Origin of the sequence: Christiangramia aquimixticola (assembly GCF_048285835.1) — a bacterium.
Taxonomy (GTDB): Bacteria; Bacteroidota; Bacteroidia; order Flavobacteriales; family Flavobacteriaceae; genus Christiangramia; species Christiangramia aquimixticola.
In genome coordinates, this window is record NZ_JBLVTL010000004.1 from 140,871 (window position 1) to 156,284 (window position 15,414).

Annotated in this window: 15 protein-coding genes; 7 read left to right on the forward strand and 8 right to left on the reverse strand. The window is 39.2% G+C overall.

Annotation, left to right across the window (positions count from 1 at the left end; all coding sequences use genetic code 11):
• Positions 1 to 508 (reverse strand): Pycsar system effector family protein (locus tag ACNKXV_RS09845; protein WP_417907556.1); only part of this gene is annotated, 508 nt, incomplete at its 3' end.
• Between the two features lie 66 nt (positions 509 to 574).
• Positions 575 to 1,015 carry a hypothetical protein gene (locus ACNKXV_RS09850; RefSeq protein ID WP_417907557.1) on the reverse strand — a complete coding sequence of 147 codons (441 nt, stop codon included), beginning with the start codon at positions 1,013 to 1,015 and terminating at the stop codon, positions 575 to 577.
• A 241-nt stretch (positions 1,016 to 1,256) separates the two neighbouring features.
• Here ACNKXV_RS09850 and ACNKXV_RS09855 point away from each other — a divergent pair, with 241 nt between their 5' ends.
• A complete protein-coding gene (locus tag ACNKXV_RS09855) occupies positions 1,257 to 1,796 on the forward strand; it encodes an RNA methyltransferase (protein WP_417907558.1) in 540 nt (179 codons plus the stop codon).
• A 1-nt stretch (position 1,797) separates the two neighbouring features.
• Here ACNKXV_RS09855 and folK read toward each other — a convergent pair whose 3' ends face one another.
• Positions 1,798 to 2,934, reverse strand: a complete 1,137-nt coding sequence (folK, locus tag ACNKXV_RS09860; RefSeq protein ID WP_417907559.1) for a 2-amino-4-hydroxy-6-hydroxymethyldihydropteridine diphosphokinase — start codon at positions 2,932 to 2,934, stop codon at positions 1,798 to 1,800.
• A gap of 154 nt (positions 2,935 to 3,088) precedes the next feature.
• Between folK and ACNKXV_RS09865 the strand changes: the two genes are divergently transcribed.
• Both ACNKXV_RS09865 and ACNKXV_RS09870 read left to right on the forward strand, forming a co-directional pair.
• Complete coding sequence (locus ACNKXV_RS09865) at positions 3,089 to 3,745, forward strand: queuosine precursor transporter (RefSeq protein WP_417907750.1); 657 nt, start codon at positions 3,089 to 3,091, stop codon at positions 3,743 to 3,745.
• 72 nt (positions 3,746 to 3,817) lie between these two features.
• A complete protein-coding gene (locus ACNKXV_RS09870; protein ID WP_417907560.1) occupies positions 3,818 to 6,520 on the forward strand; it encodes an AsmA family protein in 2,703 nt (900 codons plus the stop codon).
• A gap of 99 nt (positions 6,521 to 6,619) precedes the next feature.
• Here the strand turns inward: ACNKXV_RS09870 and ACNKXV_RS09875 are convergent, their stop codons facing one another.
• Positions 6,620 to 7,417: a DUF2797 domain-containing protein gene (locus ACNKXV_RS09875; protein WP_417907561.1), complete on the reverse strand. Its 798-nt coding sequence runs from the start codon at positions 7,415 to 7,417 to the stop codon at positions 6,620 to 6,622.
• A 111-nt stretch (positions 7,418 to 7,528) separates the two neighbouring features.
• Here ACNKXV_RS09875 and ACNKXV_RS09880 point away from each other — a divergent pair, with 111 nt between their 5' ends.
• On the forward strand, positions 7,529 to 9,040 hold the full coding sequence (locus ACNKXV_RS09880; RefSeq protein ID WP_417907562.1) for a GH3 auxin-responsive promoter family protein: 1,512 nt from the start codon (positions 7,529 to 7,531) through the stop codon (positions 9,038 to 9,040).
• A gap of 48 nt (positions 9,041 to 9,088) precedes the next feature.
• On the opposite strand, the gene hemL is transcribed toward ACNKXV_RS09880, so the two are convergent.
• From hemL to ACNKXV_RS09900, 4 genes are all read right to left on the reverse strand, one after another.
• Positions 9,089 to 10,378, reverse strand: a complete 1,290-nt coding sequence (gene hemL / locus ACNKXV_RS09885; protein WP_417907563.1) for a glutamate-1-semialdehyde 2,1-aminomutase — start codon at positions 10,376 to 10,378, stop codon at positions 9,089 to 9,091.
• A gap of 15 nt (positions 10,379 to 10,393) precedes the next feature.
• On the reverse strand, positions 10,394 to 11,203 hold the full coding sequence (locus ACNKXV_RS09890; protein ID WP_417907564.1) for a glucosaminidase domain-containing protein: 810 nt from the start codon (positions 11,201 to 11,203) through the stop codon (positions 10,394 to 10,396).
• A gap of 1 nt (position 11,204) precedes the next feature.
• Entirely contained in the window at positions 11,205 to 12,134 is a 930-nt protein-coding gene (locus ACNKXV_RS09895; RefSeq protein ID WP_417907565.1) for a 1-aminocyclopropane-1-carboxylate deaminase/D-cysteine desulfhydrase, read from the reverse strand.
• Between the two features lie 85 nt (positions 12,135 to 12,219).
• The gene (locus ACNKXV_RS09900; protein WP_417907566.1) at positions 12,220 to 12,546 is read right to left on the reverse strand and encodes a hypothetical protein; all 327 of its coding nucleotides are present in this window, start codon (positions 12,544 to 12,546) and stop codon (positions 12,220 to 12,222) included.
• 32 nt (positions 12,547 to 12,578) lie between these two features.
• Here ACNKXV_RS09900 and ACNKXV_RS09905 point away from each other — a divergent pair, with 32 nt between their 5' ends.
• The 3 genes from ACNKXV_RS09905 to ACNKXV_RS09915 are packed head-to-tail and all read left to right on the forward strand — an operon-like array spanning position 12,579 to position 15,314.
• On the forward strand, positions 12,579 to 12,752 hold the full coding sequence (locus ACNKXV_RS09905; RefSeq protein ID WP_417907567.1) for a DUF5522 domain-containing protein: 174 nt from the start codon (positions 12,579 to 12,581) through the stop codon (positions 12,750 to 12,752).
• Positions 12,753 to 12,755: 3 nt separating this feature from the next.
• On the forward strand, positions 12,756 to 14,744 hold the full coding sequence (locus ACNKXV_RS09910) for a urocanate hydratase (protein WP_417907568.1): 1,989 nt from the start codon (positions 12,756 to 12,758) through the stop codon (positions 14,742 to 14,744).
• A 27-nt stretch (positions 14,745 to 14,771) separates the two neighbouring features.
• The gene (locus tag ACNKXV_RS09915; RefSeq protein WP_417907569.1) at positions 14,772 to 15,314 is read left to right on the forward strand and encodes a DUF4136 domain-containing protein; all 543 of its coding nucleotides are present in this window, start codon (positions 14,772 to 14,774) and stop codon (positions 15,312 to 15,314) included.
• The last annotated feature ends 100 nt before the right edge of the window (positions 15,315 to 15,414 follow it).

Sequence of the window (15,414 nt, forward strand, 5' to 3'; positions counted from 1 at the left end):
ATTGGATCGCCAGAAATTTCAGCGCTTTCTGCACATTTTCAAATTTAAGGTTGGCAATTTTCGCGTTTATAAAGATCTGCTGTCCTAACTGGTCAAAAAGCTGATCTTCGTCCAGGCTTATTTCATAAAAGGTTTTTGAGAATTCCCTTATATCGCCAAATTTGGAGATCACATCTCCAAAGAAAAATATATTCCTGTCGTACCGGGATTCGATCCTGGGCATAAAACACCTGATACTATAATAAATAGACACTACCGCACAGGTGAACCACAGCGCCAGTAAAACGTAAATAATGGTATCATTGTCAAAATGAGCAAGGACAATCCTTATATTTTGATATACGAAGTTTAAAAGGATCCCGTAAAAAGATAAAATAAGTCCGGCTTTAAGCTCGGAAGCTTTTATCAAACTGGAAACATAACTAATACTCCCCCAGTAATGATCAATAAGATCATCTGTGTGTTTATTCCTTGAATGTGGAGGGGTATTAAGTTTGTTTTCTTCCATCGATTAACAGGATCATTGCAAATAGTTTTTAATAAACGTCCGGATCAGGACAGGTTTACATGAATTTTATTCGATCATGTTCCGCCCTATTTCAACTCTCCATAAAGCCACATACGAATAAAATTCTTTCATTTTCTCCTGAACCTTATCCGGTCCACCGGCAATTTCTGTCATCGCACCAAACCATTTTACATCGTCCGGGCTCATCTCCCAGTCCATTGCCTGAATACCACCAGCCATCTTCCATCCAATCACATAATCATATTCTCCTGTGGCCATATCCATGGCAAACACCGGATGTGGGGTGCCCGCTTTTTCATCGGCTTTCACAAAGTAGTCGTCGATTAATTTTATCGCAGCATCCTTTTGGCCGGGATTAAATTTTACAAATGCCACGACATGCCAGTTTAAATTATCATGTTTTTTTGCCTGCATTTCCTGTGCGGCCATATTCTGGGAAGTCCAAACGACGACCAGAGCCAGCAATACTAATTTTAAGCTTTTCATAATTGGTTGATTTAATTGAAAAAAATTGTGTCCTGCCATATAGCAGAATTTACCCAACAAAAGAAGAATGCAGACTTGAGGAGAATGTAAATATTTGTTTCACAGATACTTGAACTCCCTAAGTTACTAAATTTTATTGTTTTAAATTCGAAAAGAATTTCCCGCCACAACTAATTTTCTGCTTTTACAGATTGCCTTAAATCTCTGACGAAAAAAGAATGGCTTTTATTAATTTTGCGGCATGGCAAACAGGAAATTAAAAAATGCTGAACTGGACAGGAAAAGCATTTCAGAATTCAAGGAAGCAGAGAAAACTCCAATTACCGTAATCCTTGATAATGTTCGCAGTCTTAACAATATTGGATCGGTATTCCGTACTGCCGATGCCTTTCTAATCAAGAAGATCTACTTATGTGGGATCACTGCCCAACCTCCTCATAAAGACATTCAGAAAACCGCCCTGGGCGCTACAGATACTGTTGATTGGGAATATGTAGAAGATACTACCGCCCTGGTAAAATCGCTTCAGAATAAGGGTCTTAAAGTCTATTCCGTAGAACAGGCTGAAGGCGCGGTAATGTTAGATGATTTTCAACCTGAAAGAGGCGAAGAATTAGCCGTGGTTTTTGGGAACGAGGTTAAAGGCGTGCAACAGGAAGTAGTCACAGCCAGCGATGGAGTAATCGAAATTCCCCAGCTTGGCAGTAAACATTCTTTAAACATTTCGGTAAGTACCGGCGTGGTATTATGGGATCTTTTCGCGAAGCTAAAAAAGGGATAGCTTAATTTACCGCTTTTTCGATCTCCTCAAGAAGCTGCAGATAGTCTTCCCGGTTTGACACGAAATCCAAATTAGAGATATCTATCACTTTTACCTTCATATTACTCTGTGATTTGATGTAATTGAGATAACTTTTGTTGATCTCGATCAAATAATCCGGCTGAATGTTCTGTTCGTAATCTCTACCCCTTTTTTTGATGTTTTCCAGTAAACGTTCAGTATTCTGATACAGATAAATGTAAAGTTCAGGTTTTACCAGCTCTTTATACATAAGATGAAACAGCTTATGATAAAGAGAGTATTCATCTTCATGCAGGGTGATGCGGGCAAATATTAAAGATTTGAACACATCATAATCTGAGATCACAAAATCCTTAAAAAGATCATATTGGGCAAGATCATCTGAAAGCTGCTGGTAGCGATCTGCCAAAAATGACATCTCCAGCGGAAAAGCATACCGATCCTTATTTTCATAAAATTTTGGAAGAAATGGGTTATCCTTGAATCTTTCCAAAACCAGTTTCGCATTAAAATCCTGGGAAACCATGGTTGAAAAACTCGTTTTCCCGGCGCCGATATTTCCCTCTACGGCAATGTAATTACAACGGGGAAATTTATAATTCTTCCCGGGAATTTCCAGTGTTTCATTAATTGCAACAACTTCAGAAGTATCACTAGTTTCAACCAGCAATTTCCTGTAAGCCTTTTTTAAAATTGGATGAACATCACCTGCAGCAATATCGGTCAAAGGCTGAAGAACAAACCTGCGATTTGCAATTCCGGGATGTGGCACCTGAAGGTTTGGCGTGTCTATTATTTCATCTTCAATAAGCAAAATATCCAGATCAATGATCCTGTTTTGATAGGTCTTATCATCTGTTCGCTGTCTCCCCATGTCAATTTCAATACCCAGCAACACCGAAAGAATATCTGCAGCTTCGAGCCTTGTACTTACCGCAATGCAGGCATTTAAAAAGGACTCGCCCTTAAAACCCCAGGCCGGAGTTTCATAAACCCTGGAAACTTTATGGATCCAACCAATGCTCGCATGGATCCTTTCCATAGCAATTTGAAGGTTCTGCCGGCGGTCGCCCAGGTTACTACCCAGCGCTAATATTACTGTCTTAGGGAATTTCAAAGCGATTTAAGAAAATTTTAATAGGGGGCTAAAAATAATTTCACAGCAAATTAAACAAAACAATAGCACATACTCTTAATTTTGTTCAAAGACTTAATAAAAAAATTTGGCTAAACTTTACCCTGAAAAAATACTTAGAGCACAGCAAATATATATGATCCTTTGTGCTATTTTCATCGCTTCCCTGGTGGTCTCTAATCTGATCTTTCAAAAGTTCTTTTACTGGGATTTCTTTGGGATACATACTTTCGAAATATCTGTAGGAATTCTACCCTATCCCGTGACTTTTCTGGTTACAGATATTATTAGCGAAATTTACGGGAAGCGAAAAGCAAATATGGTGGTAACCACCGGCATATTCGCATCTTTATTCTCTTTGTTAATTGTATATACCGCCAATGAAGTGCCGGCCACACTCTGGTCACGGATTGACGACGAACTTTTTACCACCGTATTTGGCGCTACCACAATTGCAGTTTTTGCATCTATCACAGCTTATCTTCTGGCACAATATATAGATATCCACTTATTTCACTTCTGGAAAAGACTTACAAAAGGGAAACACTTATGGTTAAGGAATAATTTTTCCACCTTCCTTTCTCAGTTTGTGGACACTTTTTCGGTCTTATTTTTGCTCTGTATGTTTGGTAAAATAGATTGGGGTCTTTTTTCAGGATTATTATTAAGCGGATTTCTTTTCAAGGTTCTTATTGCAATAATTGATACACCGTTTTTGTATCTGGCAGTATATGGTTTCAGAAGATATTTTAAACTAAGCGCAACCGAGGAAATTAATTTTACCACAGCCTGAAAAGGTGAAAATTAACCTATACCTTTATAAGGCGGTCGTGCAAAACATTAAAAAATAAAAAGTATTTATCAGATGAAAAAAGCATTTAAAATACTGGGCTTCATAGTTCTTACCGTAATTATTTTACTGGTGATCGCTCCTTTTGTATTTGAATCCCAGCTGAAGGATCTGGTTAAAAAGACAATGAATGATAACCTGAACGCTCAGGTTGACTTTGCCGATATTGATCTAAGCATGTTTCGAAGTTTTCCCAAAGCCACCCTGATCATAGAGGATCTTAGTATCATCAATAATGAACCATTCAAAGGGGATACACTTGCCACCGGAGAAGAAGTGATTTTACAGATGTCTATCAAAGAATTGTTCAAAAGCAGTAAGGAACCTAAAAAAATTGATGAGTTAAAGATCAATAATGCTTATGTCAATATCCTGGTAGATTCTCTGGGAGTAACCAATTATGATATTGCCATTGCAGATACTACTGCAAGCGCCGGTACTTCCAACCCTTTTAGTCTTGATCTTAAACATTACGAGATCAATAATTCCCGAATTAAATATAATGACCTGAGTGCAAAAATTGCTCTGGATGTCGAAAACTTTAATCATGAAGGCTCAGGAGATTTTTCTATGGATACGTCTGAACTCGACACTTACTCTGAAGCTTTGGTTTCTCTGGATTATGACGGAGTGAATTATCTAAATAAAAATTATGTAAGTCTGGATGCAGTTTTTCAAATGGATCTGGAAAAACTAAGGTATACCTTCCTTGAAAATGAAGCTATGATCAATCAGCTTCCATTGACCTTCGACGGATATGTTCAGGTTAATGATGATAATACTGAAATGGATCTAAGCTTTAAAACTCCGTCTTCCGACTTTAAAAATTTTCTGGCGGTAATTCCGCAGACGTACGCCAAGAATATTGAAAATGTGGAAACCCAGGGAGACTTTGTTGTAAATGGTCGAATCTTTGGTAAATCTGACGATACGTTCATTCCTAAAATGGAAATCAAAATAAACTCCAGCAATGCCGCATTTAAATATCCGGATCTTCCAAAAAAGGTTCAGGATGTAAACCTGGATATGGAGATTCTTAATAATACCGGAATCGCTGAGGAAACTTATCTCAACATCAACAAAGCGACCTTTAGAATAGATGAGGACAGATTTTCCATGCTTGGAAAAATTAGCAATCTAACCGAAAATATGCTTATCGATCTTGCTCTGAAAGGCACCATTAATCTGGCCAACCTAAGTAAAGCATATCCATTAAACCTAGAACAGGACCTCAACGGAATTCTAACTGCAGATGTGAAAACTAAATTTGATATGAATTCCATTGAAAAGGAACAATATCAAAATGTAAATAGCAATGGAACCGCTTCGATTAGAAATTTTAGTTATTCCTCTCCGGAAATTCCTAATGAAGTAAAGATTGCTCAGGCAAATATGAAATTTGATCAGGGTAATGTTAGTGTTCCCAACCTCCAGTTGACTACCGGAAAAACTGATGTTACTGCCTCAGGAAATATTCAGAATTTTATGGGCTTCCTGTTTACAGATCAGCTTTTAAAGGGAAATTTTCAGGTTAAATCCAACACCTTCTCTATCAATAATTTCATGGTGGCTGAAGTTGAAGAAACTCCAAAAACCGATCAAAACAAAGCTGAAACAAAAACTCCCAAACCGGGAAAAGAAGCGGTTAAGATCCCGTCTTTTCTGGATGTAGAATTAAATTTTGATGCTGCAACGGTTCTTTATGATAATCTTGAATTAAAGAATGCCAAAGGAACCCTCATTATAAAAGATGAAACAGCAAGATTACAAAATGTAACTACCAATATTTTTAACGGTAGTATTGGTGCTAACGGGCTGGTATCTACTAAAAATGCAACTCCGGTGTTCGAGATGGATCTGGATTTGAATAGTCTGGATATCGCCTCTTCCTTTAATGGCATGGAATTAATGCAAAATCTTGCTCCGCTGGCAAAAGCACTTGAAGGAAAACTAAAGTCTACATTGAATTTAAAGGGGAATCTTAACGAAGACCTTACACCCCAATTAAGCAGCCTTGCCGGGAATGCGCTTGCAGAAATTTTAACGGCGAAACTGAATCCTCAAAAAGCCGCTTTACTTTCTAAACTTGATACACAGCTTGGATTTTTGGATTTCTCCAAAATAGATCTGTCAGATCTCAAAACAAAACTAACCTTCCGTGATGGGAAAGTGGAGATTGCTCCATTCGATTTTGACCTTAAAGGAATACATTTTCAGGTAGCCGGGAGCCATGGTTTTGATATGGATATGGACTACCAGTTAAGTCTGGATGTCCCTGCAAAATATCTGGGATCAGATGTGGGTGGATCTCTTGGTAAATTGAGCGGAGAGGATATTCAAAATATGGTTGTTACCTTACCTATAGGTATAACAGGTAATTTCCAGAGTCCGCAAATTAAACTGAATATGGAGCAGGCGGTTAACAGTCTTACTCAAAAGATCGTGGATCAGCAAAAGAGAAAATTAGAGGATAAAGCGGTAAACGCGATCAATGAGATCCTTCAGGGAAAAAGAGATCCTAAAAAACCATTCAATAAAAACGATTCTACTGCGGTAGGTTCAAAATCAACCGATACTATTAAAAAACCGGCTTCAACCAAACAGGATTCTATTAAAACCACTCAACAAAAACAGGTTCAGGAAACGGCAAGAAACATTTTAGGAGGGATCCTGAAGAATAACAAAAAACCAACCGATACTACAGGTCAAAAACAGTAATTATTAAACTGTTATTATAATTCTCCTTTCCAAATAATTTGCTGGAACTTAAATAAATCGGAAAGGAGATTTTTATTTACAATAGGCTTAAAACTGGTGTTATAATCCAATATTCAACTCCACTACAAAGCCTTCATGTCCTCTAACATTAAATGCGGTTCCATCTTCAAAAAGAAGATACTGCCCTTTAATACCCTGTAATTTTCCTTCATAGAACGGACTCTTACTTAAGTTTAGAGTTTTTACTTTTTCAGGATATTTAAGCACCGGAAACTTAATTTCTGTCTCTTTGTTATTAGCGAGATAATATTCTTTCGCCTCTTCTGGAATATATGTGCTAAGCTTTTCTCTTACTTCGGCAAGATTAAGATCCACCACATCATTAGTAAGCATTTTTCTATAGTTGGTCTTGTCAGACACATGATCCTTTAATGCCACTTCAGTAATTCCAGCCAGATAACGGTTGGGAACTTCCACGATCTCAATTGCTTCGTGAGCACCCTGATCTATCCATCGGGTTGGAATTTGAGTTTTCCTGGTAACACCAACCTTAACATCGCTTGAATTTGCCAGATAAACCACATGAGGTTGCAATTGCGATCTTTTTTCATATTCCAGATCCCGGTCCTCTTCATCTAAATGTGCCCGGCTTTTCTCAGGATTGATCACCCAGTCACCGGCCTGCGGAATAGAGCTAAAACAATCATAACAATATCCCTGACGGAAAATCTTCTTTTCGAGGCCACAATTAAGACATTGATATTTAAGGAAGTTGATGCTTATTTTTTTTCCCAGCAGTTGGTTCATATTGATAAAATCATCCTGCCAGATTAAATAATATTCCACCGTTGCCGTTAATTCGGTTCTCATCTTGGTGAGTACACCCTCGTATTTCATTGATATTTTTGTTTTATGCTTAAGTGAATTTTTGCAGGCTTCAAAGTTTCGCTTATTTTTAGCCAGATAACCAACAACCTGTAAAGAAAGGGTTAAAGATAATAAGAAATAATGCCAATTCCATTAGTCAACTCCATTGCTTCCTGGTTTCTGAAGAAGCGAATCCATCAGATGGAATTATTCATCAAATACCCGCACGAAGTTCAGAATGAGTTGCTTAAAAACCTGTTATCTACCGCGAAAAACACAGAGTTTGGAAGGAAGTATGGTTTTGCCGATATCAATTCCTATGAGACCTTCCGCGAACGCGTTCCTATTAAGAAATATGAAGATTATGAGGCGGTAATTGAGCGCAGCAGGCAGGGAGAGAATAATATCTTCTGGCCCACCCCTATCAAATGGTTTGCAAAATCCAGTGGTACTACCAATGCAAAAAGCAAATTCATACCGGTAAGTCAGGACTCTTTAGAGAATTGTCATTATGCTGCGGGGAAGGATCTATTGTGCATGTATCTAAACAACAATCCGCAGTCTCAGTTCTTCACCGGGAAAAGCCTGCGACTTGGAGGTAGTAAAGAATTATATCAGGATAACGGAACTTCTTACGGTGACCTTTCTGCCATCCTTATCGCTAATATGCCCTTTTGGGCAGAATTCAGCAGTACACCAAGTAATGAGGTTTCCCTAATGCACGACTGGGAGGTGAAAATGCAGGCGATCGTAAATGAAACCATTCGCGAAAAAGTTACCAGTCTGGCAGGAGTTCCAAGCTGGATGCTGGTTCTACTGAATAATGTACTGGAGACTACCGGAAAGGAAAATCTGTTTGAAGTCTGGCCAAACCTTGAAGTATATTTTCATGGTGGGGTAAGTTTTGAACCATACGCTTCACAATATCAGAAGATATTACCGAAGGAAGATTTTAGATACTATGAGATCTATAATGCTTCTGAAGGTTTCTTCGCCTGCCAGGATCTTAACGACTCCAAAGAGATGTTATTAATGCTGGATTACGGGATTTTCTACGAATTCATTCCAATGGATGAATATGGAACTTCCGAAGAAATGGCGATTCCGTTAAGCGAAGTAGAGGTTGGTAAAAATTATGCCGTGGTAATTACCACCAATGCAGGGCTATGGCGGTATAAAATTGGTGATACCATCAGGTTTACCGATGTTAACCCATACCGGATCAAAGTCTCCGGAAGAACACAACATCATATCAATGTGTTTGGTGAAGAACTTATCATTGAAAATGCCGAAACAGCTTTGAAAAAGGTTTGCCTGGTCACCAATTGTGAGATCATTGATTATACAGTGGCACCTGTATTTATGGAAGGCAAAGAAAAAGGAGCTCACGAATGGATAATAGAATTTAAAACACCACCCCGAGATTTCGATAATTTCCAGAATCAGCTGGATCTGGCCTTGCAGGAAGTGAACAGTGATTATGAAGCCAAACGTTATAATAATATGACGCTTAGAATGCCAACGATTCATCAGGCAAGAGAAAACCTGTTTTATGACTGGCTAAAGAAACATGATAAAGTGGGCGGACAACATAAAATCCCAAGACTTTCCAATTCCCGCAAATACGTGGAAGAATTGCTTGAAATGAGCTAACAAAAAAAGCCTCCGCATGGAGGCTTTTTTTATGTTATAAAAACAGATTTACAGGTCTTTAGACACTTTATCTACAGCTGCAATGGTTTTATCAAGATCTTCATAAGAGAGAGCTTCACTTATAAACCAGGTTTCATAGGCACTCGGTGCTATATAGATCCCGTTTTCCAGCATTCCATGGAAGAATTTATTGAAGATGCCCAAATTTGCAGAACGCGCTGCCGAATCAAAGTCGGTTACCGGTTCCTTTCCAAAATGAACGGAGATCATTGATCCAACTCTGTTTATGGTGAAATCGATATTATTAGCTTTCAGGACTTTTTCCATTCCTTCATGCAGATACTCTGTTTTTTTGTCCAGGCTTTCAAAAATTCCCGGATTGTCATGTAACTCGGTTAACATAGCAAGCCCGGCAGCCATAGCCAATGGATTTCCACTAAGCGTACCAGCCTGGTAAACCGGCCCAACCGGAGCAAGATAATCCATGATCTCATTACGGGCGGCAAAAGCACCTACCGGCAGTCCGCCTCCAATCACTTTTCCAAAGCAAACGATATCGGCATCCACTTTCATTCGTTCCTGCACCCCTCCGGCAGCAAGTCTGAATCCGGTCATCACCTCATCGAAGATCAACAGAATTCCGGTCTCATCACATAGCTTTCTTAAGCCTTCAAGAAAACCTTGGGCAGGTGGAATACAGCCCATATTTCCTGCCACAGGCTCGAGAATGAGACAGGCAATCTCGTCCTTATTAGCCCCGATCAATTCCTTTACATTTTCCAGATCGTTATATTTCGCCAGCAAGGTATCTTTTGCAGTACCTTCAGTTACACCCGGGCTATTAGGAGTCCCAAAAGTAACGGCACCACTCCCCGCCTGGATCAAAAAGGAATCACTATGCCCGTGATAACAACCGGCAAATTTTATGATCTTTTCTTTCCCTGTAAATCCGCGGGCAAGGCGAACGGCGCTCATACAGGCTTCAGTCCCGGAATTCACCATTCTAATCTTATCGATATTGGGAACCATTTTTACTGCCAGTTCAGCGATCCTGGTTTCGATCTCTGTAGGAGTTCCAAATGAAGTTCCGCTTTTAGCTTTTTCAACGACCGCATCGATAACGGGTTTATGAGCATGCCCTAAAATAAGCGGACCCCAGGAATTAATATAGTCTATCAATTTGTTTCCATCCTCATCATACAGGTAAGCTCCTTCAGCTCTTTTCACAAAAATTGGCTCTCCACCTACAGCTTTAAATGCTCTAACCGGCGAATTCACTCCCCCGGGAATTACTTTCTGGGCTTCGGTAAATAACTGACTACTTCTTTTATAAATCATAAAAACTATTCTTCTCTATTTAATACTTAAAACCTGACCTATGGAAATATTATTCCCATTTAGACCATTAGCTTTCTTTATATCTTCAACCGATGTATTATAGCGCTTTGATATGGAATAAAGCGTATCCCCTTTTTGAACCACATGTTTAGGAGAATTACTTTTCTCTGACCTTGTATATGCCGGTGAAGGGCGTTTAGTAATTTCAGAATCGTACCTGTAAAGCTCATATCTTTCAATTAGACTTATGAGTTTATCCGGGTATTTGCGATCTGTAGCATAACCTGCTTTTCTTAAACCTTCTGCCCAGCCTTTATAATCATCGGTTTCCAGGTCAAACAATTCAGCATATCTTCCTCTTCCGGAAAGAAACAGGGAATGATCCCGGTAAGAATATTTTGCATGCTTATATTTTCTAAAACATTCCCCTCGCTGGTCATCATCATGATAAACTTTTTCACCCTTCCAGTCATGACACTTGATCCCAAAGTGATTGTTGGCTTTACGGGTAAGTTCTCCTTTCCCGGCTCCTGATTCCAGAATCCCCTGTGCCAGGGTAATACTCGCTGGTATCCTGTACAGCTTCATTTCTTCCCTGGCAATTGGAGCATATTCCCTTATGTAATCTTCAATACTATAAGAATAAGAAGTTGCCGGAACATTCTCCCTTTTATTCACCACCACTTCTGCCGGAGTATTTTCGTTTCTCTCCTCTATTGATTCCCTGTTCGAATTATCTCTGGTGGTAACCACCTTTTTTTTACTTCCGCAGGAAGCTGTTATAACTACTAGGAGAATTAAGGTAAAGAGTCTGTATATTTTCATATTAATATTCAATTTGAGGCAAATTCTTTTTTAATAAACGCTGATTCATCCCTTCTATTCCCTGAAGTCCGCCTGTATGTATGGCCAGTATCTTTGATCCCTTTGGAAAATAGCCTTTTTTTGCCAGGTCAAAAATACCAAAAAGTAATTTTCCTGTATAGACCGGATCCAGTTTGATATTATAATTTTTATAAAATAAGTTCATAAATTCGATCAGGCTTTGATCCACCTTTGCATAACCTCCAAAATGGTAATCTAAAACGATCTTCCAGTTTTGCTTTTTCACCAATTCTGAAATTTCTGTTTGTAAATGATTTGATTTAAGAGATGAAAAACCAAAGATTTGCTGATTTTCAACAGAAGAATTTATCAACCCTGCAAGAGTTCCGCCGGTTCCAACAGAGGAGCAAACAAACCGGAACTTTTTATCCTCTTCCTTTAAAATTTCTGAACATCCCTGAATGGCTTTTTCATTCGTGCCACCCTCCGGAATGAGGTAAGGATCCTGATATTTTTCTCTGATGGTTTTCAGAAAATCTACTGAATCTTTTTCCCGGTATTCTTCACGACTGATGAACCAGAAATTCATCCCACAACTTTCTGCAAATTTTAAAGTAGGACTCCAGCGATCTTTCGAGTTCTCTAGCTCTTCGCCCCTCACAATCCCAAAAATTTTAAAACCCAGAATTTTCCCGGCAGCGGCAGTCGCAGCAATATGGTTGGAATGTGCACCACCAAAAGTGATAATTGAAGAATAATTTCCTTTTTGAGCCTCCAACAGGTTGTATTTTAATTTTCTGAACTTGTTACCGGAAACCTGAGGATGCAATAAATCTTCCCGTTTAAGCCATAACTCACATCCATCCCCTATTTCAGCAATAAACTGATTGGGAATTTCGGCTGAAATATTCGACTTAAAGAATTGATCCATTCTGCAAAACTAAATGAAGTGCAGGAGAATAAATAAATTTATTATAAAAGGATATTGACGGAATTAAAATATAGAAAACTGTTTCCTATAAATATTTCAGAAATGCCCAGAACGGTCTTTCTTTAAGGTATTTTAAATTATACTCCCTACGGTAGGCTTCCTTTTCAAAACTTATGTTTCTATACGCCAGCATTCCGTCCTTACAGCTCAGGTAGCGGATAAAGAATTCAATGGCATACCAAACGTAGAAGAAAATCAATAGAAGTTCCAGTTGCTGTCGCAAATGTATCTTTTCATGATTGAGAAAAAATGAATTTTCCTTAAGCTGTTTGCTTTCCAAAATAACGAAAGGCCAAAGGCTTATCCCTTTAAACCTGCCGGAAAGTAGCTTTTTGTTCACGATCAAAATCATTCTTTCAAGATAAGAAATTGTATTTTAGCGTCATGAATTTTCAGAAAAAAAGAATTCCGATAGAAGATGGCGATTATTATTTGACCCCCGAAGGCTATCGTTGTTTTACTGAACAATATCATCTAAAACGGGGATATTGCTGCGAAAGCGGCTGCCGCCATTGTCCTTACGGATATAACAAAAATACCAATCAACAAGATCAATAAAAAATGAATTTTAAGGAACAGATTCTTGAAGGGATTCCCCATGAATTACCGGCTAAAAAAAATTATGATCCGGCAGTTAATCATGCTCCTAAAAGAAAAGACATACTTACCAATGATGAGAAGAAGCTGGCACTGGAAAATGCCTTACGCTACTTTGACAAAAAACACCATAGCACGCTTCTTCCCGAATTTAGAGAGGAGCTGGAAAAATATGGCCGTATCTATATGTACAGGTTTAAACCTGATTATGATTTTTACGCCCGGCCAATAGATGACTACCCCGGAAATTCTTTACAGGCTAAAGGTATCATGTTGATGATCCAGAACAACCTGGATCCGGAAGTAGCCCAACATCCCGATGAACTGATCACCTATGGTGGAAACGGTGCAGTTTTTCAAAACTGGGCGCAGTACAGACTTACCATGCAGTACCTGGCTACGATGACAGATGAGCAAACTCTGGTAATGTATTCCGGCCATCCAATGGGACTTTTCCCTTCCCATAAAAATGCGCCACGGGTTGTCGTAACTAATGGAATGATGATCCCAAATTATTCCAAACCGGACGACTGGGAAAAATTCAATGCTCTTGGCGTCACTCAATATGGACAAATGACCGCAGGTAGCTATATGTACATTGGCCCTCAGGGAATTGTGCATGGAACTACTATCACCGTTTTGAATGCAGGGAGAAGGATTTCTAAAAATGGTGAGGACCTTGCCGGAAAACTATTTGTTACCTCAGGACTTGGAGGTATGAGTGGAGCTCAGCCAAAAGCCGGGAATATTGCAGGATGCATAACTGTATGTGCCGAAGTGAATCCAAAAGCTACTCAAACCCGCCATAAACAGGGTTGGGTAGATGAGGTAATTGAAGATATTGAATTGCTGGCTCAACGCGTTAAGCAGGCAAAAGAAAATAAAGAGGTGGTTTCCATCGCATATCAGGGGAATGTGGTAGAGATTTGGGAATACTTTGCTGAAAATAACATTTACATCGACCTTGGAAGTGATCAAACTTCCCTGCATAATCCATGGGCCGGCGGGTACTATCCGGTAGACCTGGAGTTTGAAGAGGCAAATGAAATGATGGCAAACCAGCCGGAAAAATTCAAAGAAAAAGTTCAGGATAGTTTAAGGAGACAAGCCGCAGCAATTAATAAGCACACCAGTAAAGGAACCTATTTCTTTGACTACGGAAATGCCTTTTTACTGGAAGCATCCCGTGCCGGAGCCGATATTATGAGCGAAGACGGCAAAGGATTCAGATACCCAAGCTACGTGCAGGATATCATGGGACCAATGTGTTTTGATTATGGTTTTGGCCCTTTTAGATGGGTTTGTGCTTCCGGTAAAGATGAAGATCTTCAAAAAACCGATGAGATCGCTACCCGGGTTTTATCTGAATTAAAGAAAAATGCGCCTGAAGAAATCCAGCAGCAAATGCAGGATAACATTAAATGGATACAGGGTGCCCGTGCAAATAAATTGGTGGTAGGTTCAAAAGCCAGAATTCTTTATGCCGATGCAGAAGGAAGGATTGAAATTGCAAAAGCTTTTAATGATGCTATCGCATCTGGAGAAATAGGACCTGTGGTTTTGGGAAGGGATCACCATGATGTATCGGGAACCGATAGTCCTTATAGAGAAACTTCAAATATTTATGATGGTTCCAGATATACGGCAGATATGGCCATTCATAACGTAATTGGAGATAGCTTTAGAGGAGCAACCTGGGTAAGCATTCACAACGGCGGTGGAGTTGGCTGGGGCGAGGTTATCAATGGTGGCTTCGGCATGATTCTTGAAGGAGATAAGGCATCTGAAGACCGGCTTAAGTCAATGTTATTCTGGGATGTAAACAACGGAATCGTTAGAAGATCCTGGGCAAGGAATAAGGAAGCAATATTTACCGCTAAACGTGCTATGGAAATGAATCCACAGCTTAAGGTAACCATTCCCAACCTGGTAGATCCGGCCCTTTTAGATTGAATAAATTGATAATTTAAAATCATACCTATGAAATTTTTTAAGTTCACTTCTTTGCTGGTACTGGCGACCATATTTTTAAGCTCGTGTACCAGTGTTCGGATTGCATCAGATTATGATCGTGAGGCCGACTTCTCTCAGTATAAATCATATGCTTTTTTTAAGCCGGGAATTGATAAAGCTGAAATTTCAGATCTTGATAAGAAAAGGATTTTAAGAGCCATTGAAACTGAAATGAATAAAAAAGGTTTTCAAAAATCTGAAAATCCGGATCTACTGGTAAGCATTTTTACCAAAACCAATGAGAATATAAATATCTATCAGAATGATTATAGATACTGGGGATATGGCTGGGGTTGGAACCCATGGTACTGGGGCAGCGGATTTAATACCGTAAACCGAACCAGTGAGGGAACTTTATATATAGACCTAATCGATTCACAGAACAAGGAACTTGTTTGGCAGGGAATGGGTACAGCTGCACTGGCCCGCGAAGTGAACAAGAAACAGGAGAGAATTAATGAGATCGTTGCCAAGATCATGGAAAAATATCCTCCCGGAGAAACCCGGTAAAACTTAATAAAAGCCCCGATCCGGGGCTTTTTTTTTTATATCATTCAGGCGAATCAACCCCTTGCATTTCTTTCAAATTTTGTACTTTTAACGCAAACGT

Coding starts and splice junctions, on each gene's coding strand:
- ACNKXV_RS09850 (WP_417907557.1), bottom strand. CDS start 1,015: ATGAAAAGCTTAAAATTAGTATTGCTGGCTCTGGTCGTCGTTTGGACT.
- ACNKXV_RS09855 (WP_417907558.1), top strand. CDS start 1,257: ATGGCAAACAGGAAATTAAAAAATGCTGAACTGGACAGGAAAAGCATT.
- ACNKXV_RS09865 (WP_417907750.1), top strand. CDS start 3,089: ATGATCCTTTGTGCTATTTTCATCGCTTCCCTGGTGGTCTCTAATCTG.
- ACNKXV_RS09870 (WP_417907560.1), top strand. CDS start 3,818: ATGAAAAAAGCATTTAAAATACTGGGCTTCATAGTTCTTACCGTAATT.
- ACNKXV_RS09875 (WP_417907561.1), bottom strand. CDS start 7,417: ATGAAATACGAGGGTGTACTCACCAAGATGAGAACCGAATTAACGGCA.
- ACNKXV_RS09880 (WP_417907562.1), top strand. CDS start 7,529: ATGCCAATTCCATTAGTCAACTCCATTGCTTCCTGGTTTCTGAAGAAG.
- hemL (WP_417907563.1), bottom strand. CDS start 10,378: ATGATTTATAAAAGAAGTAGTCAGTTATTTACCGAAGCCCAGAAAGTA.
- ACNKXV_RS09890 (WP_417907564.1), bottom strand. CDS start 11,203: ATGAAAATATACAGACTCTTTACCTTAATTCTCCTAGTAGTTATAACA.
- ACNKXV_RS09895 (WP_417907565.1), bottom strand. CDS start 12,134: ATGGATCAATTCTTTAAGTCGAATATTTCAGCCGAAATTCCCAATCAG.
- ACNKXV_RS09900 (WP_417907566.1), bottom strand. CDS start 12,546: ATGATTTTGATCGTGAACAAAAAGCTACTTTCCGGCAGGTTTAAAGGG.
- ACNKXV_RS09905 (WP_417907567.1), top strand. CDS start 12,579: ATGAATTTTCAGAAAAAAAGAATTCCGATAGAAGATGGCGATTATTAT.
- ACNKXV_RS09910 (WP_417907568.1), top strand. CDS start 12,756: ATGAATTTTAAGGAACAGATTCTTGAAGGGATTCCCCATGAATTACCG.
- ACNKXV_RS09915 (WP_417907569.1), top strand. CDS start 14,772: ATGAAATTTTTTAAGTTCACTTCTTTGCTGGTACTGGCGACCATATTT.